Annotated in this window: 17 protein-coding genes; 9 read left to right on the top strand and 8 right to left on the bottom strand. The window is 69.8% G+C overall.

The features are described from left to right. Positions 1-27: 27 nt before the first annotated feature. The 6 genes from FBZ83_RS02075 to FBZ83_RS02050 all read right to left on the bottom strand — a co-directional run bounded on the left by FBZ83_RS02075 (position 28) and on the right by FBZ83_RS02050 (position 6004). Entirely contained in the window at positions 28-870 is an 843-nt protein-coding gene (locus tag FBZ83_RS02075; protein ID WP_145680843.1) for a GNAT family N-acetyltransferase, read from the bottom strand. A gap of 14 nt (positions 871-884) precedes the next feature. Next, positions 885-1631 carry an aspartate/glutamate racemase family protein gene (locus tag FBZ83_RS02070; RefSeq protein ID WP_145680842.1) on the bottom strand — a complete coding sequence of 249 codons (747 nt, stop codon included), beginning with the start codon at positions 1629-1631 and terminating at the stop codon, positions 885-887. A gap of 17 nt (positions 1632-1648) precedes the next feature. Further along, entirely contained in the window at positions 1649-2482 is an 834-nt protein-coding gene (locus tag FBZ83_RS02065; RefSeq protein WP_145680841.1) for an ABC transporter permease, read from the bottom strand. Positions 2483-2485: 3 nt separating this feature from the next. Then, complete coding sequence (locus FBZ83_RS02060) at positions 2486-3409, bottom strand: ABC transporter permease (RefSeq protein WP_145680840.1); 924 nt, start codon at positions 3407-3409, stop codon at positions 2486-2488. Positions 3410-3579: 170 nt separating this feature from the next. After that, entirely contained in the window at positions 3580-4911 is a 1332-nt protein-coding gene (locus tag FBZ83_RS02055) for an ABC transporter substrate-binding protein (protein ID WP_145680839.1), read from the bottom strand. 61 nt (positions 4912-4972) lie between these two features. Further along, positions 4973-6004 carry an ABC transporter ATP-binding protein gene (locus FBZ83_RS02050; RefSeq protein WP_145680838.1) on the bottom strand — a complete coding sequence of 344 codons (1032 nt, stop codon included), beginning with the start codon at positions 6002-6004 and terminating at the stop codon, positions 4973-4975. Positions 6005-6271: 267 nt separating this feature from the next. On the opposite strand from FBZ83_RS02050, the gene FBZ83_RS02045 reads away from it, so the two are divergent. The 6 genes from FBZ83_RS02045 (at position 6272) to FBZ83_RS02020 (ending at position 12136) form a co-directional block, all read left to right on the top strand. Continuing rightward, positions 6272-7012 (top strand): GntR family transcriptional regulator, encoded by a 741-nt coding sequence (locus FBZ83_RS02045; RefSeq protein WP_247888095.1) that lies wholly within the window; start codon positions 6272-6274, stop codon positions 7010-7012. Positions 7013-7080: 68 nt separating this feature from the next. Next, positions 7081-8220, top strand: a complete 1140-nt coding sequence (hemH, locus tag FBZ83_RS02040; protein ID WP_145680837.1) for a ferrochelatase — start codon at positions 7081-7083, stop codon at positions 8218-8220. Positions 8221-8341: 121 nt separating this feature from the next. Further along, entirely contained in the window at positions 8342-9262 is a 921-nt protein-coding gene (gene osmF / locus FBZ83_RS02035) for a glycine betaine ABC transporter substrate-binding protein OsmF (protein WP_145680836.1), read from the top strand. Positions 9263-9279: 17 nt separating this feature from the next. Then, positions 9280-10452 carry an ABC transporter permease gene (locus FBZ83_RS02030; protein ID WP_145680835.1) on the top strand — a complete coding sequence of 391 codons (1173 nt, stop codon included), beginning with the start codon at positions 9280-9282 and terminating at the stop codon, positions 10450-10452. Continuing rightward, positions 10449-11387 (top strand): ABC transporter ATP-binding protein, encoded by a 939-nt coding sequence (locus tag FBZ83_RS02025; protein ID WP_145680834.1) that lies wholly within the window; start codon positions 10449-10451, stop codon positions 11385-11387. The genes FBZ83_RS02030 and FBZ83_RS02025 overlap by 4 nt, the downstream gene beginning before the upstream one ends. After that, positions 11384-12136, top strand: a complete 753-nt coding sequence (locus FBZ83_RS02020) for an ABC transporter permease (protein WP_282186882.1) — start codon at positions 11384-11386, stop codon at positions 12134-12136. Before FBZ83_RS02025 ends, FBZ83_RS02020 begins: the two co-directional genes overlap by 4 nt. Before the next feature lie 3 nt (positions 12137-12139). Here the strand turns inward: FBZ83_RS02020 and FBZ83_RS02015 are convergent, their stop codons facing one another. Further along, entirely contained in the window at positions 12140-13027 is an 888-nt protein-coding gene (locus tag FBZ83_RS02015; protein ID WP_137116075.1) for a hypothetical protein, read from the bottom strand. A gap of 158 nt (positions 13028-13185) precedes the next feature. Beyond that, a complete protein-coding gene (gene lysM, locus FBZ83_RS02010; RefSeq protein WP_145672947.1) occupies positions 13186-13671 on the bottom strand; it encodes a peptidoglycan-binding protein LysM in 486 nt (161 codons plus the stop codon). Between the two features lie 213 nt (positions 13672-13884). On the opposite strand from lysM, the gene FBZ83_RS02005 reads away from it, so the two are divergent. The 3 genes from FBZ83_RS02005 (at position 13885) to FBZ83_RS01995 (ending at position 16155) form a co-directional block, all read left to right on the top strand. After that, the gene (locus FBZ83_RS02005) at positions 13885-14865 is read left to right on the top strand and encodes a S1C family serine protease (protein ID WP_145680833.1); all 981 of its coding nucleotides are present in this window, start codon (positions 13885-13887) and stop codon (positions 14863-14865) included. A gap of 61 nt (positions 14866-14926) precedes the next feature. Then, positions 14927-15358, top strand: coding sequence for a PaaI family thioesterase (locus tag FBZ83_RS02000; RefSeq protein ID WP_145680832.1), 432 nt, complete (start codon positions 14927-14929; stop codon positions 15356-15358). Beyond that, a complete protein-coding gene (locus FBZ83_RS01995; protein WP_145680831.1) occupies positions 15355-16155 on the top strand; it encodes an oxepin-CoA hydrolase, alternative type in 801 nt (266 codons plus the stop codon). Before FBZ83_RS02000 ends, FBZ83_RS01995 begins: the two co-directional genes overlap by 4 nt. The last annotated feature ends 32 nt before the right edge of the window (positions 16156-16187 follow it).

Below are 16187 nucleotides of genomic sequence, written 5' to 3'. Positions count from 1 at the left end.
GACTGTTACGGTAACGCTTGCCCGTCTTCAGCCCAGCTCGAAGGTCGTCACGCCGAACAGGCGCGCGGTGTCGATGGTTGGGGCGGGGCCCAGATACATGCGGGCGGTTTCGAACTGCGGGGTCAGGCCCAGCTCCTCCGCCAGCAGCACGGCGTCGCGGTTGACCTCCGGAACGTCGAGGAAAATCGGGCCGTCGCCCGCCGTGGCGGCGAGCGCAAGAGCGAGATCGCGCGCCGTGCCGCGGTCGGCGGCGTAGAGCGGGCCGATCTTGCTGCCGCTGTGGCAGGGGCGGATCACCCCGAAGCCGTGCAACTCGCCGCCCACCACGGCGGCCAGCGCGGTGGCGCCGGGCAGTGTGATCCAGTTGGACAGGAAGCCGGCGCGCGGCGCCGGGAACAGCGCGCGGTCCCAGTCCAGCAGCCGGTCGAAGGGCACCGTCCGCGCGTCCACCAGCGCCGCGGCGGAGGAGGTTCCGGCGGGCGGCGCGCCGCCGTAGCGGATGTTGCGGTGGGCCAGCGCGAAGCCGGACTTGCGGTAATTGTCCTGCTGCGCCACCACCCCGTCCAGCCCGACGGTGCAGCCCTCCAGATGCTTCAGCCCGGCCCGCCAGAGGTCCCAGCCGAGGCCGCGCCCGCGCATTTCGGGCCGCACGATGTAGAAGCCGAGGAAGCCGAAGTTGTCGGGATAGCGGACGACGGAGATGCAGGCCGCCGGCTCGCCGTCCAGCTCCCCGATCAGAAAGCCTTCGGGGTCCACGGCGTGGAAGGCCCCGGCGTCGTGTAGCCCGGGGTTCCAGCCCTCCGCCCGCGCCCAGTCGACGGCGAGATCCAGCTCGGCCCGGCTCATCACGCGTACGCGGTAGCCTTCCATGGCGTCCCTCCGGGTCACGGTTGCGGGGCGGGGGCGAAGCGCGCCATGTCCCCGGCGTAGGGTTTGGGCAGGGGGAAAGCGTAACCGCCGGTCTTGCCGGTGCGCAAGCCCAGCGCGGCCAGCCCCTCCACCAGCTTCACCGCGGCGGTGACGCCGTCCACCACCGGTACGCCCATTTCGGCGGTCAGGGCGCGCGCCAGATCGGCCATGCCGGCGCAGCCCAGAACGACGCTCTCCGCCCCGTCCTCCGCGATGGCGTGGCGGATGGTGTCGCGCACCCGCTCCACGGCGCCCGACGCCGGGTCCTCCAGCGCCAGCACCGGCACGCCGGCGGCGCGCACCCGGCAGCGCCCGGCCACGCCGTAGCGTTCGGCCAGATGCTCCAGCGCCGGGACGGAGCGCGGCATGGTGGTGACCACGCTGAACCGCCCGCCGAGCAGGGTGGCGGTCTTCATCGCCGCCTCGCAGATGCCGACCACCGGGACGGCGGACAGGCAGCGCGCGGCGTCCAGCCCGACGTCGTCGAAGCAGGCGATCACTACGCCGTCGATGCCGGGTGCCGCGCGCCCGTGGGCGGCGATCACCTCCAGCAGGCCGGGGACGGCGAGCGCCTCGTCGTAGTAGCCCTCGATGCTGGCCGGTCCCATGGCCGGGTTGGCGGCGACGATCTCCGTTCCCGGCGCCGCGACGGTGCGGGCGGCGTCCCCGGCCTTCGCGGTCATCGAGGCGGTGGTGTTCGGGTTGACGACCAGGATGCGCATGGCTGGTTCCTTTCCCGTCAACCGGCGGCGCCGGTCCGCCGCAGCCGGTGGCGGCGCAGGATCATCACCCCGGCGAGGAACAGGCCGATGACGGTGAAGGAGAACAGCGTCGTCAGCGTGCCCAGCGCGTAGAGCACCGGCGTCGTGACGTTGGTGGTCATGCCGTAGATCTCCAGCGGCAGGGTGTTGAAGGACCCCGCGGTCATCAGCGTGCGCGCGAACTCGTCGTAGGACAGGGTGAAGCCGAACAGCCCGACGCCGATCAGGCTGGGCAGCAGGATCGGCAGCACCACATGGCGCACCGTCTGCCAGGGCGTGGCGCCGAGGTCGCGCGCCGCCTCCTCGTAGGCCGGGTTGAAGCGGTTGAAGATGGCGAAGACGATCAGCAGGCCGAAGGGCAGCGTCCAGGTCAGATGCGCGCCGAGCGCCGAGCCGTACCAGGTCGGCTCGATGCCCAGGATGTTGAAGAGCAGGCCGATGCCCAGGCTGACCAGGATCGACGGCACGATCAGGCTCGCCACCGCCAGATAGAACAGCGCCCCGCTGCCCAGGAAGCGGCGGCGGAAGGCGAAGCCGGCGAGCAGCGAGAACAGCACCGTCAGCACCATCACCGTCAGCCCCAGCGCGATGGAGCGGCGGAAGGAGCCGCCGAAATCGCCGACCGCCTGTTGCTCGAACAGGTTCTTGAACCAGTGGATGGAGACGCCGTTCATCGGGAAGGTCAGCCCGCCCTCCGGCCCCTGGAAGGACAGGATGGTGATGGTGGCGATCGGCCCGTAGAGGAACAGGACGAACAGCCCGAAGAAGGCGGCGAGCAGGTAGAAGGACAGGCCGCGCCGGGTGCCGGTCATCGCTTACAGCTCCTTCCGGATGTCGACGATGCGCAGCATCGCCACGACCATGATGAGGACGACGGCCAGCAGAACGACCGCGTTCGCGGCGGCGGCGGGGTATTGGAGCAGCGAAATCTCGTTGGCGATCATCAGCCCGATGGAGGCGCTCTGCCCGCCGCTCATCAGGCGCACGGTGATGAAGTCGCCCATCACCAGCGTGACCACGAAGATCGAGCCGATGGCGATGCCCGGCTTGGCCAGCGGCAGGATGACGTTCCACACCACCTGCGCCGCGCTGGCGCCGCCGTCGCGCGCCGCCTCGACCAGGGCGCGGTCGATGCGCATCATCGAATTGAAGATCGGCACCACCATGAACAGCGCGTAGAGGTGCACGAAGGCCAGCACCACCGCGAAGTCCGAGAACAGGAGGAACTCCAGCGGCTGGTCGATCAGCCCGGCGGAGATCAGCCCGGAATTCAGCAGCCCGTTGCGCCCGAGGAAGGGAATCCACGAAATCATGCGGATGATGTTGGAGGTCCAGAAGGGGATCGTGCAGACTAGGAACAGCACCATCTGCCAGGTCGTGGACTGGACGTGGAAGGCCAGGAAATAGGCCACCGTGAAGCCAATCAGCAATGTGATGACCCAGGTCAGCGCCGCGAACTTCACCGTGTTCAGGTAGGTCTTCCAGGTGACCGGAGAGGTCAGCAGCTCCTCGTAGTTGGTCAGCACGAAATCCGGGTAGATGCGGATGCTGTCGTAGTCCCAGAAGCTGACCGCGACGATGGTCAGGATGGGGATCAGCAGGAAGACCAGCAGCGTCAGCGCAAGCGGCCCGGCCTGCAGATAAGGAGCGACCCGGCGCAGCACGGAACGGCGCACCTCGCCGCCCCGCGGAGCCGCGGACGCGCTGGACGCTTCGGATGGGACGGCGGAGACGGTCATGGCGCAGGGGTCCGTTGCCGTGGGGGGTGATAGAAGTTTGCGCTGCCCCCTCCCTTGCCCTCCCCCGCCTTCGGCGAGGGAGGGGATGAACCCCCTCTCCCGCGAAGCGGGGGAGGGAAGGGGCCCGCGGCAGCGCCGCGGGAAGGGAGGGGGCATCGCAAGTCCGGTTGTTACGCCGCGACGAACTCGTTCCACTTGCGGACCATGTAGCGGTCCTCGTCCATCACCGCGTTCCAGCAGGCGACCCGGCCCATCCGGTCCTGGAACGACCCGCCGTCGCGCACCGCGCCGGCCTTCTCCATCACCTTGCCCTCGGGGCTGAGGATGTCGGTCTTGGCCGGCTGGCCCTCCATCCAGAAGGCCCACTCGTCCGGCGACATGTGCTCCTTCGCGGTGTCGAGCACGGCGGAGTAATAGCCCTGGCGGTTCAGATAGGCGCCGACCCAGCCCGACAGGTACCAGTTGATGTACTCGTAGGCCGCCTCCAGCTCCAGCCCGCTCAGATGCTTGGCGATGCCGAGGCCGCCGCCCCAGGCGCGGTAGCCTTCCTTCAGCGGCTGGTAGACGCACTGGATGCCCTTGGCGCGCACGGCGGCCACGGCCGGCGACCACATGGACTGGATGATGACCTCGCCCGACGACATCAGGTTGACGCTCTCGTCGAAGGTCTTCCAGAAGGCGCGGAACTGGCCAGCCTTCTTGGCGTCGGTCATGATCTTGAGGGTCTTGTCGATCTCCTCCTTGGTCATGTTGCCCTTGTCGCCGTACTTCACCTCGCCCATGGCCTCGCAGACCATGGCGGCGTCCATGATGCCGATGGAGGGGATGTTCAGGATCGACGCCTTGCCCTTGAAGGCCGGGTCGAGCAGGTCCTTCCAGCTGCTGATCGGGCGGCCGACCAGATCGGGGCGGATGCCCAGCGTGTCGGCGTTGTAGATGGTCGGGATCAGCGTCATCCACTGGGTGGCCGACTTGGCGAACTTGATGCTGTCCTTGCCCTCCACGAAGCCGACGGTGTGCGGGGCGGTGCCCTGGGCGACGGCGCTCTCCGGCGTCAGCTTGCCGTTGACGAAGATCGGGACGATCTTGTCGAAGTTCTTGATCTTGGAAACGTCCATCGGCTGCATCACGCCGGCCGGGAAGACCTTCTTGCAGATCCAGTATTCGATGTCGGCGATGTCGTAGGACTTCGGCTGGGTCACCGCGCGCTGGGCCACCGCGTCGCTGTCGAGCGCGGTCATCTGCAGCGTGAAGCCGAGATCCTCCTTCACCTTGTCGGCGACGGCGTTCAGGTTCGACACGCCGGTGCCGAACTGGCGCAGCGTGACGTTCTTGATGTTCTGCGCCCAGATGGTGGGGAAGCCGGTGATCGCCCCCGACCCGATGGCGACACCCGCGGCGGCGGCGGTGCCCTTCAGCAGCGTGCGGCGGCTGACGCCCGTGGTGGTCCCGCCCGTGGTGGTTCCGGCGGAAAGGGGCGAGCCGGTGCGCGTCTCGGTCATGCTCTGTGCCTCCAGTATGGTCGGTTCTTTGAGGATTGGAACTGGGGATTGGATCGGGAAATCAGGCGACCAGGGGGTGGACGTCGCGCGCCTTCCAGGCCGCGGTCACGCGGTCGCCGATGGCAAGCGGGGCGTCGTAGAAACGGGATTCGTCCAGCACCACGGCGAAGTCCTCGGCACCCGGTACGTCGAGCGTCAGGTGGACCGACGCGCCGTGATACTCCAGCGCGCGGACGGTGCCTTCGAGTTGGTGGTCGGTGCCGTGATCGGCACTGGCCGGCTGGCCGAGCAGGATGCGGTCGGCCCGCACGGCCCGGCGGCCGGCGGCGTCCTCCACCACGTTGTGGCCGCCGATGAAGCGGGCAACGAAGGCGGTGCGCGGCTGGTTGAAGACCTCGCGCGGCGGGCCGGCCTGCTCGATACGGCCCTGGTTCATCACCACCACGAGGTCGGCCAGCGCCATCGCCTCAGTCTGGCTGTGGGTGACGTGGACGAAGGTGATGCCGAGTTCCGTGTGCAGACGCTTCAGCTCTTCCCGCATGCGGATGCGCAGGAAGGGATCGAGCGCCGACAGCGGCTCGTCGAGCAGGAGCACGCCCGGCCGGGTGATCAGCGCGCGGGCCAGAGCCACGCGCTGCTGCTGGCCGCCGGAGAGCTGGGCGGGCAGCCGGTCCGCGTACTGGGACATGTGGACGAGGTCCAGCATCTCCCGCGCGCGGCGGCGCCGCTCCTCCTTCGCGACCCCTTTCATCTTCAAGCTGAAGGCGACGTTGTCGGTGCAGTCCAAATGCGGGAACAGGGCGTAGCTCTGGAACATCATGGCGGTGCCGCGGCGGGCCGGCGGCTCCCCGTTCACCACCGTGTCGCCGATCAGCAGGTCGCCGTCGGAAATGTCCTCATGCCCGGCGATCATGCGCAGCGTGGAGGTCTTGCCGCAGCCGCTCGGGCCGAGCAGGCAGCAATAGGCCCCGGCGGCGATGCGCAGGTCGATGCCGTCCACCGCGACGGTGGAGCCGTAGAACTTGCGCAGCTTCACCAGTTCGACGGTTGATCCGGTGGCGGGCGATCCGGCTGCGGTCGATCTGGCGGTCATGGCCCTCTCCGATTTTGTGCACAATCCGCAGGTCCCGCTGCGGCTGTCGAATATGTCCGCAAGTTCCATGCCAGCGTGTGAATGGCAGATTTCCGTGGTTTTCCGGCGGCAGAAATCGGCGACTGGTCAGGATTTCAGCGCTGTGGCGCGAAATTGTGCATGGGTGAGCTGTGCCCGATGCATGGGCAGGGCGCGGCCGTTGCGTTTGTTCGCTGGTCCGGTTTGTGCACAATCCGCGGCAACGAATTGAACAGCGCCCGTGCCATCATGAAGACTGTCCTGAGCGCCCCCCGCCGCGCCGTTCGCGGGCGGGGGGAGGGGGCGGAGGCCCGCATCGTCCGCAGCATCGGCGAGGCCATCGCCGACCGCCGTCTGCCGCCCGGCACCAAGCTGGCGGAGGAGAGCCTGGCCGAGGTGTTCGGCGTCAGCCGGGAACGGGTGCGCAAAGTGCTGCTCCTGCTGGCGCAGCGGCGCGTGGTGACGCTGATCCCCAACCGCGGCGCCTTCGTCGCCAAACCCACCGCGCGGGAGGCGCGCGAGGTGTTCGAGGCCCGCCGCGTGATCGAGCGCGCCGTGGTGGAGGCGCTGGAGTGCAGCCCACGCCCCCTGCCGGACGAGATGGCGGCGAAGCTGCGCGCCCATCTGGCGCGGGAGGAGGAGGCCGACCGGGCCGGCGACCGCATGGCGCTGATCCGCCTGTCCGGACAGTTCCACCAGCTGCTCGCCGACTTCGCCGGAAACGCCACCCTGGCCGGAATCCTGGCCGACCTGATCGACCGCTCCAGCCTCGCCATCGCGGCGTTCGAGCGGCGGTCCTCGCACTCCTGCTCCGCCACCGAGCACCGGCGCTTCGTCGAGGCGCTGGAGTCCGGCCGGCCCGGCGCGGCGATGCGGCTGATGATGGAGCATCTCGACGAGGTGGAGCGGCAGCTCGACCTCGACGCGCGGTCGGACGGCGCGGTCGATCTGAAATCCGTTTTCGCGGATCGGCCGGAGGGCGCGACGTAAGAGCCTGTCCGAACGGCCGGAGGATAGCCCGGCCCTATCGACCGCATAGGGACAAAGGGCTGCTTCCGATGGGTTCGGCTCGCTATTATGCTGCCCGCCGCGACATCGAGGTGACCGACATCATGCAGCCCATTTCCAAGCCCGCCGACCATCCGCCGGTTCCCGCGCGCCGCGTCGGTGTGCTTCTGATGAATCTCGGAACGCCGGAGGCGACCGACTACTGGTCGATGCGCCGCTATCTGAAGGAGTTCCTGTCGGACCCCCGCGTGATCGAGGTGCCGAAGGCGGTGTGGTGGCCGGTGCTGAACGGCATCATCCTGACCGTGCGTCCGGGCAAGAGCGGCCATGCCTACAAAAGCATCTGGAACGAGGAGCGCAACGAAAGCCCGCTGAAGACCGTCACCCGCGCCCAGGCGGAGGGCGTCGCGGCGGCGTTGGCGGCGCGGCACGGCGACTCGGTCGTCGTGGATTGGGCCATGCGCTACGGCCAGCCGGCGGTGGGTCCGGCGATCCAGCGGTTGAAGGACCAGGGCTGCGATCGCATCCTGCTGTTCCCGCTCTACCCGCAATATTCGGCGACGACGACGGCCACGGCCAACGATCAGGCTTTCCGCCAGCTGATGACCATGCGCTGGCAGCCGGCGGTGCGCACCGTCCCCGCCTACCACGACGAGCCGGGCTACATCGAGGCGCTGGCCCGCTCGGTGGTGCGGCACATCGCGGCGCTGGACCACACGCCGGACGTCCTGCTGGCGAGCTTCCACGGCCTGCCGAAGGTCTATCTCGACCGCGGCGATCCCTACCACTGCTTCTGCGTGAAGACCGCGCGCCTGCTGGCCGAGCGGCTGGGTTGGGAGCCGGGGCGCGTGCAGTACAGCTTCCAGTCGCGCTTCGGCAAGGCCGAGTGGCTGAAGCCCTACACCGACAAGACGGTCGAGGAACTGGCCCGCGCCGGCAAGACCAAGATCGCGGTGATCGCGCCGGGCTTCTCCGCCGATTGCGTGGAGACGCTGGAGGAGATCCAGTTCCAGGTGAAGGACGCCTTCATGGCGGCGGGCGGCGAGCGCTTCACCTACATTCCTTGCCTGAACGACCATCCCGACCATGTCATCTTCCTGGCCGACCTCGTCGAGCGCGAACTGGGCGGCTGGGTGGACGGCGCCCGGACGCGTGCGGCCCGCGACGCGGAAGACCACGTCACGGCGTAACCCTCTTCCGGCCACGGGACCGGCCGGACCGCACAGGCGGAAAGGGTGGGTTGCCGCGGCGGCCCGGGTTCCCCATGCTGGCGGGCGGACAAATTGGACGATGGTTGGGAGGATGCGGGGGATGCGGCGTGTGGTTCGGGCGGTGGCCGCCCTGGCGCTGGGAGCGCTGTTGACGGCGGGGAGCGCCGCGGCGGCGGACAAGGTCCGTGTCGGATCGAAGCTGGACGCCGAAAGCGGCCTGCTCGGCACGATGATCCTCCAGGTGCTGGAGGCCAACGGCATCCCGGTGGAGAACAAGATCCAGCTCGGTCCCACCCGGATCGTGCGCAGCGCCCTGCTGGCCGGGGAGATCGACGTCTATCCGGAATACACCGGCAACGGCGCCTTCTTCTTCAACATCGACAGCGATCCGGCCTGGAAGAACGCTGCCGCCGGCTATGAGACGGTGAAGCAGCTCGACCGCGACAAGAACAACATCGTCTGGCTGACCCCGGCCCCGGCGAACAACACCTGGGCCATCGCGCTGCGTCGCGACGTGGCGGCGCCCAACAATCTTGCCACCATGGAGGATTTCTCCCGCTGGGTCGGTGGCGGCGGCACGGCGAAGCTCGCCGCCTCGGCGGAGTTCGTGGAAAGCCCGGCGGCGCTGCCCTCCTTTCAGAAATCCTACGGCTTCACGCTGAAGCCCGACCAGATCCTGGTGCTGGCCGGTGGTGACACCGCGGCGACCATCCGCGCGGCGGCGGAGGGCACATCCGGGGTCAACACCGCCATGGTCTACGGCACGGATGGCGCCATCGCCGCGCTGGACCTCGTGGTCATGAAGGACACCAAGAGCGCGCAGATGGTCTATGCCCCGGCCCCGACCATCCGCGACGGCGTGCTGGACGCCCATCCGAAGATCCGCGACCTGCTGGACCCGGTCTTCAAGTCGCTGGACACCGAGACCCTGCGCGGGCTGAACGCCAAGATTTCGGTGGAGGGGCAGGACCCGCGGGCGGTCTCCACGACGTATTTGAAGTCGAAAGGCTTCCTGAACTGACGGCCTGAACCGACGGGATGACCCGCCTCCGTCCGATCCACAACCGCGTCGCCCTGCTGCTCGCCGCCATGACCGTGGCGGCGGCGCTGGCTCTGCCGTTCCTTGGTTTCGCGCCCAACCGGCTGCTGTCGGGAAAGGCCATCGCGTTGGGTGCGGTGCCGGGCGCCGGGTGGAGCGGGGCGGCGCTGCTGCCGGTCGCCCTGCTGCTGGCCGTGCCGTTCCTGCGCCCGGGCCGGGCCGTGAATGCCCTGTATGTTGGAGCGGGAGTGCTGGCGGCGGCGGGGCTGGTCTGGCTGGCTGGGCAGCACGCCGCCTTGCTCGCTGCGGTGGCCAGCCCGGCGGCGCGGACCTCGTTCGGGGCGGGCTTCTGGGTGATGGAGGCGGCGGCTCTGCTCGCTGTTTTGGACGGGGTGCGGCGGCTGGGGCTGGGTCCCGCCGGGCGGGTCGCCGTGGGCGTCCTGGCGGCGGCGCTGATCGGCGGGCAGTTCGCCGCCGGGCATCTCGACCAGCTCTCGATCATGAGGGAATACGCCAACCAGCGGGACGTCTTCGCCGGGGCCGTGCTGCGCCACGCCGCCTTGGTCGCGGCGGCCCTGCCGCCGACCTTGCTGATCGGCGTGCCGCTGGGCATCGCGGCGCAGCGCTCCGCCGCCGTGGGGCGGCTGGTCTTTCCGGTGCTGAACGTGGTGCAGACGATCCCGTCCATCGCCCTGTTCGGGCTGCTGCTGGCCCCGCTGTCGGCGCTGGCCGCCGCCTTTCCGGGGCTGGGCATCGGCGGGGTGGGGCCTGTGCCGGCGGTGATCGCGCTGACGCTCTATTCTCTGCTGCCCATCGCGCGCAACACCGCCGCCGGGCTGGCCGGCGTGCCGGAGCCGGTGCGGGAGGCGGCGCGCGGCATCGGCATGACGCCGCGCCAGATCTTCTGGCGGGTCGAGGCGCCGCTGGCCCTGCCGGTGTTCCTGGCCGGGCTGCGCATCACGCTCGTCCAGGCGGTCGGGCTGGCCGCCGTGGCGGCGCTGATCGGCGCCGGCGGATTGGGAGCCATCATGTTCCAGGGGCTGTTCGCCAACGCGCTGGACCTCGTGCTGCTGGGGGCGGTGCCGGTGATCCTGCTGGCCGTAGCCGCCGACGCGGCGCTGAAGCTGGCCTCGGCGCTGGCGCTGTCGCGACTGGGGAGGACGGCGGCGTGATCTCCTTCGAGGGGGTGACCAAGCGGTTCGGCGCCTGGACCGCCGTCGATAACCTGTCGCTGACCGTGGCGGCCGGGGAGTTCCGCGTGCTGATCGGGCCATCCGGCTCCGGCAAATCCACGGTTCTGCGGATGATGAACCGGCTGATCGCGCCGGACGCCGGGACGATCCGGGTGGAGGGCGAGGACATCGCCCGCCTGAAGCCGGAGACGCTGCGCCGCCGCATGGGCTACGTGATCCAGAGCGTCGGGCTTTTTCCGCATTGGACGGTGGAGCGCAACATCGCCGCCGTGCCGGACCTGCTCGGCTGGCCCAGGGCGCGGGTGCGCGACCGGGTGACGGAGCTGCTGACCCTGCTGAATCTCGACCCGGAACGCTACCGCGGCGCCTACCCGCACGAACTGTCCGGCGGGCAGCAGCAGCGCGTCGGCGTCGCCCGCGCGCTGGCGGCGGAGCCGCACATCCTGCTGATGGACGAGCCGTTCAGCGCGCTCGACCCGATCACCCGCGGCGCCCTGCAGGCGGAGATGGCGGCGATCCACACGGCGACCGGGACCACCATCGTCTTCGTCACCCACGATATGGACGAGGCGCTGGCCCTGGCCAGCCGGATCGCCATCCTGGACCGCGGGCGGCTGGTGCAGAGCGGCACGCCGCTCGACATCCTGACCGATCCCGCCGACGACCGGGTGCGCGATCTGGTGGGGCGCGAGGAGTGGGGGCTGAAGCGGCTGGCCGTGGAAACGGTGGCGGAGCGGACGCGCCCCGGCGAAACGGCGCCGGGCGATCCCCTGGCGGCGGGGGCGTCGTTGCGTCAGGCGCTGGCGGCGATGGTGGCGCGCGGCACCGACCGGCTTCCCGTGGCGGACGGGCAGGGGCGCCCGATGGGCGCGCTGCACCTCGCGGACCTGCTGCGCGGGCCGGACCGGTCGTGAGACGCCTGCGGAGCCTGCTGACCGACCGGCTGGCGCTGGGGCTGCTCGTCCTGGCGGCGCTGGTGCTGGGGATGCCGGCGCTGAAGCCGCTGTTCGCCGCCGCCTTCCCGGCGCTCGACCGGCCGCTGTACGAGGCGGACGGCTTCCTGGCCCTGACGCTGGACCATCTGGCGCTGGCCGGCGGGGCGAGCCTGATCGCGGTGCTGTTGGGCGGGGCGGCGGGCATCGCGGTGACCCGGCCCTTCGGCCGGGAGTTCCGCGGCATCCTCGACGCGGTGGCGGCGATGGGCCAGACCTTCCCGCCGGTGGCGGTGCTGGCCGTCTCCGTCCCCGTCCTCGGTTTTGGCCCGGCGCCCGCGCTGATCGCGCTGACGCTCTACGGGCTGCTGCCCATCGTGGAGAACACCGTGGCCGGCCTGGAGTCGGTGCCGGAGCCGGTGCGCGAAGCGGCGCGCGGCATGGGCATGGGGCCGGGCGCGCTGCTGTGGCGGGTGGAACTGCCGCTGGCCGCCCCGGTGATCCTGGCCGGGGTGCGGACGGCGGCGGTCGTCAACCTCGGCACGGCGGCCATCGCCTCCACGGTCGGGGCGAAGACGCTCGGCCTGCCGATCATCGTCGGGCTGAACGGCTCCAACCCCGCCTACGTCATCCAGGGCGCCGTGATCGTCGCCGCCCTGGCGGTGGTGCTGGACGCCGGATTCGACCGGCTGGCGGCGCGCCTGACCCGCTGGCGGCCCAATGCTGTTTGAGGGTCACTTGTAACCGAGCTTGCGCAGGGCGGGTTCGCCGAGTTCCTGGGCGCGCTTCAGGGTGTCCCGGCTGACGACCAGCTCGACATGCTCCCGAATGTCCTTCAGGGCCGCCACATAGGTGCCCGTGCCGATCCCGTTGGAGAAATCGTTGCGTTGCTGGGCCGTGATGTTCAGGCTCTTCGCTCCGTTCGGGTCGATGAACAGGTTGTAGAGCTTCAGCGCCCCCCGCTGGTCGATGCCCTTGCGCGTGATCGACAGGAATTCGATGTTCTCGCCGTTGTGTTCCTTCTCGGCGCAGGCGTGCAGCAGCAGCGTCAGCTTGCTGCTCTTCAGGATGTCCGCGAGGCTCTTGCCCTGGAAGGGGTTCACGAACTGGCCGCCATTGTTTTGCTGCGCCGCCTTTTCGGCCGCCTTGCGCTGCTTTTCATGGGCCGCCTCGTCCTTGGCCAGACGGGCTTTGATGTCCTTGCGGTCCTTGTCAATGGCATCCTCAAGGACCTTCACCAGCTTGGCTGTGACGCCCGGCACCGCCTTGGTGGCGGCAAGGGCCTTCTTCGCCACCGCGTCCTTCGGATTCGCCTTCGCCAGGGCGCCGAGATCCTTGGAGGCCGCGGCGGCCAGCGTGTTGAGCATCTTCATCTTGCGGAACACGCGGGCGATGGCGTTGTCCACCTCGCTCTCGTAGACGTGGATGGTGTCCTCGTCCAACGGCTCCGGCTTGGTGAGGGCGAGCAGCATCACCTTGTGCCACGTGATCGAGCCGAACGCCTTTTCCGCGTCGGCCATCCCGGCCAGCAGATCCGCGCATTCCTGCCGGGTCCGGTACGTCCCCAGGCTGGCCGACGCCACCCGCGGAATGAGGTCGTCCGGGTATCCGATGATCTTCATGGCCTGCTCCTCCTTGCCGGTTCGTGGCGGGGAGCCTGCCGGAGCGGCTTGGGCGGAGCAATTCGAGATCGGTCGGAATGACGGGAGAGTCCGGCGCGATCTGCACCTTTGCGGACCGATCCCGCGGCGGGAGCCTCCCGCCGCGGAATGGCGTGCCCTCACTGCGGCGGGATGCGCAGGACCTGACCGGGATAGATCTTGTTCGGATCCTTCAGCATCGGCTTGTTCGCCTCGAAGATGGCGTTGTAGCGGTTGGGGTCGCCGTAGACCTTCTTGGCGATGGCGGACAGGGTGTCGCCCTTCTCCACCGTGTGGAACTGCGTCTGGCTGGCCGGCTGCCCGGTCGGCGGAACGGTCGGCTGGTCCGGGCCGCCCGCACCCTGGTCCTTGGCGATGACGGCGGTCTGGTCGTCCACCCGCGACACGCCCTTCACGTTGCCGAGCGCCACCGCGATCTTCTCCTTCTCCTCCTGCGAGGCGGCGCTGCCGCGCACGGTCACCGTGTCGTCGGCGACCTGGATGTCCAGCCCGTTGGTCGGCAGGCCGACCTGCGTCAGGTGGGATTTCAGCTCGTCGGCGGTCGGGGTGTCCGCGGCACCGACCTTTTCGCCGTGATCGCGGCGGAAGAAATCGAACAGGCCCATCATGTCCTCCCTCGGTTGGTCGCCATGGTGAAGCGATCCCGGACAACATCGCTGCGGCTCGCTGGTTTCACGCGCGGAGGAGGGGGGTAGGAACGCCGGGCTTAGCAGGCGCGTTCGACTTCCCAAATAAGGCCATGGAGCCCAAATAACGTCATAGAGAATCACGCCGAAAGGGGAGCGGATCATACCGCCCCCTGCGCAAAGGAGCCGCCGATGAACCCGTCCGACGACTGGCGGATTCCGCCGCAATTCCAGCCAGATCCGGATGATCTGGCCTACGACCTGGACCGGGCGCTGTCGGCCGTGGTCGGGCTGCGCGCCAGCGTTCCCGAAGACGCCTACACCGCCGGCGTGCTGGGCACGGAGCGCGCCGGGCAGGGCGCCGTCATCCGCGAGGACGGGCTGGTCCTGACCATCGGCTATCTGATCGCGGAGGCCGAGGAGATTTGGCTGACCACCAACGACGGGCGGGCGGTGCAGGCTCACGTCGTCGCCTACGACCACACCAGCGGGTTCGGGCTGGTGCAGGCGCTGTCGCCGCTGGGCGTGCCGGCGCTGATGCTCGGCTCGTCGCGCCATGTGCAGTTGGGCGACCCGGTGGTGGTGGCCGGGGCCGGCGGGCGTCAGCGGTCCATCACCGCGCGGGTGGTCGCCCGCCAGGAGTTCGCCGGCTATTGGGAGTACATGATCGACGACGCCCTGTTCACCCTGCCGGCCCATCCGAACTGGGGCGGCACGGCGATGCTGGGGGCGGGGGGCGAACTGCTGGGCATTGGCTCCCTCCAGCTCCAGTACCGGGCCGAGGAGGAGCGCGTCCTGCCGCTGAACATGAACGTGCCGATCGACCTGCTGAAGCCGATCCTCGACGACCTGATGACCCGCGGGAGGGTCAGCGACCCGCCGCGCCCCTGGCTCGGCCTCTACGCCACGCAGGACGAGCGGGAGCGGGTGGTGCTGGTCGGGCTGGCCGGCGACGGGCCGGCGCAGCGGGCGGAGCTGCGGGCCGGCGACGTGGTGCGCGCCGTCGCCGGGCAGCCGGTGGGCTCTCTGGCCGACTTCTACCGCGCCCTGTGGAAGCTTGGCCCGGCGGGGGTCGACGTGCCGCTGACCATGGAGCGGGAGGGCGACGTCTTCGACATGCGCGTCGGCTCCAGCGACCGTGAGCGTTTTTTGAAGGCGGCGCGGCGGCACTGACACGCCCTTCTGTGCGACACTGGCGCTCCAGAACCAAGAAGACGGGTTGGAGAGCGCTTTTATGGACGACTTGATGAAGGGGGAACCGGCCTCCGGCTTCCAGACCCTGCTCGGCTACACGCTGGTGCGCTGGGAGGAAGGCGTGGCGGAGGTGGAACTGACCATCGCTCCGCAGCACCGCAACCGGGGCGGCGTCCTGCACGGCGGCGCGCTGATGACCCTGCTCGACACCGTCATGGGATTCGCGGCGACCCATTGCACGGTGCCCGGCCATTCCCGCCGGGTGGTCACGCTGTCGCTGTCCTCCAGCTTCCTGGGCGCGGTGGCGGAGGGCACGGTGGTGGCGCGCGGGACGCTGCTGGGCGGCGGGCGCAAGATCGTCGGCTGCCGCGGCGAGGTGCGGCGCAAGGACGACGGCGCGCTGCTGGCGTCCGCCGAGGGAATGTTCAAATATTCCCCCGGAAGCGAAAATCCGGAGGGAACGCCCCGATGACCGACACGAATGATAAGAAGACTGGCCTGGACATCGCGCAGGACGGCCGTGTCCTGCGCCTGACCATCAACGACCCGGCCACCCGCAACTCGATCGGCCCGGCGCTGATGGAGGCGGCCCGCGCCGCCTTCGACGCGGCGGCGGCGGACGCGAGCGTCGGGGCCGTGGTGCTGACCGGCGCCGAGGGGGCCTTCTGCTCCGGCGGCAATCTGAAATGGCTGAAGGAGGCGCGCGGCGGCGACCGCGAGTCAGTGCGGGCGGGGGTGGAGAGCTTCCACGCCATGATCCGCAGTCTGCGCGCCTGCCCGAAGCCGGTGATCGCCGCGGTCGAGGGGCCGGCGGGCGGGGCGGGCTTCCCGCTGGCGCTGGCCTGCGACCTGATCGTCGCGGCGGAGGATGCGGTTTTCACCCTGTCCTACATCAAGGTCGCGCTGACCTCCGACGGCGGCGGCACGGCGTCGCTTGCCCGCGCGCTGCCGCCGCAGCTCGCCGCGGAGATCCTGTTCGAGGGCGGGCGGGTCGGTGCGCCGCGTCTGGCGCAGCTCGGCATGATCAATCGGCTGACCGCCCCCGGCGGCGCGCTGGCCGAGGCGACCGCCTGGGCGGAGCGGCTGGCTGCCGGCCCGACCGCCGCGCTGGGCCGCGCCAAGGGGCTGCTGGAGGTGGCTTACGGCGGGCTGGCGGAGCAACTCGACCGCGAGCGCGACGCCTTCGTGGAGTCGCTGTTCCACGACGAGGCCGGGGAGGGCGTGACCGCCTTCTTCGAGAAGCGGGCGCCGGTGTTTCCAAAGGGGTGAGTGGTCGCGACGGGCCCCCACCCCGGCCCTCC

Origin of the sequence: Azospirillum brasilense (genome assembly GCF_007827815.1) — a bacterium.
Lineage (GTDB): Bacteria > Pseudomonadota > Alphaproteobacteria > Azospirillales > Azospirillaceae > Azospirillum > Azospirillum brasilense_C.
The sequence above is the reverse complement of the archived record's forward strand: the minus strand, read 5'-3'. Positions and strand labels throughout refer to the sequence as shown.

Bases quoted from the DNA above. Each gene is read 5' to 3' on its own strand.
- FBZ83_RS02075 (WP_145680843.1), bottom strand. From the start codon at position 870: ATGGAAGGCTACCGCGTACGCGTGATGAGCCGGGCCGAGCTGGATCTC.
- FBZ83_RS02070 (WP_145680842.1), bottom strand. From the start codon at position 1,631: ATGCGCATCCTGGTCGTCAACCCGAACACCACCGCCTCGATGACCGCG.
- FBZ83_RS02065 (WP_145680841.1), bottom strand. From the start codon at position 2,482: ATGACCGGCACCCGGCGCGGCCTGTCCTTCTACCTGCTCGCCGCCTTC.
- FBZ83_RS02060 (WP_145680840.1), bottom strand. From the start codon at position 3,409: ATGACCGTCTCCGCCGTCCCATCCGAAGCGTCCAGCGCGTCCGCGGCT.
- FBZ83_RS02055 (WP_145680839.1), bottom strand. From the start codon at position 4,911: ATGACCGAGACGCGCACCGGCTCGCCCCTTTCCGCCGGAACCACCACG.
- FBZ83_RS02050 (WP_145680838.1), bottom strand. From the start codon at position 6,004: ATGACCGCCAGATCGACCGCAGCCGGATCGCCCGCCACCGGATCAACC.
- FBZ83_RS02045 (WP_247888095.1), top strand. From the start codon at position 6,272: ATGAAGACTGTCCTGAGCGCCCCCCGCCGCGCCGTTCGCGGGCGGGGG.
- hemH (WP_145680837.1), top strand. From the start codon at position 7,081: ATGGGTTCGGCTCGCTATTATGCTGCCCGCCGCGACATCGAGGTGACC.
- osmF (WP_145680836.1), top strand. From the start codon at position 8,342: ATGCGGCGTGTGGTTCGGGCGGTGGCCGCCCTGGCGCTGGGAGCGCTG.
- FBZ83_RS02030 (WP_145680835.1), top strand. From the start codon at position 9,280: ATGACCCGCCTCCGTCCGATCCACAACCGCGTCGCCCTGCTGCTCGCC.
- FBZ83_RS02015 (WP_137116075.1), bottom strand. From the start codon at position 13,027: ATGAAGATCATCGGATACCCGGACGACCTCATTCCGCGGGTGGCGTCG.
- lysM (WP_145672947.1), bottom strand. From the start codon at position 13,671: ATGGGCCTGTTCGATTTCTTCCGCCGCGATCACGGCGAAAAGGTCGGT.
- FBZ83_RS02005 (WP_145680833.1), top strand. From the start codon at position 13,885: ATGAACCCGTCCGACGACTGGCGGATTCCGCCGCAATTCCAGCCAGAT.
- FBZ83_RS02000 (WP_145680832.1), top strand. From the start codon at position 14,927: ATGGACGACTTGATGAAGGGGGAACCGGCCTCCGGCTTCCAGACCCTG.
- FBZ83_RS01995 (WP_145680831.1), top strand. From the start codon at position 15,355: ATGACCGACACGAATGATAAGAAGACTGGCCTGGACATCGCGCAGGAC.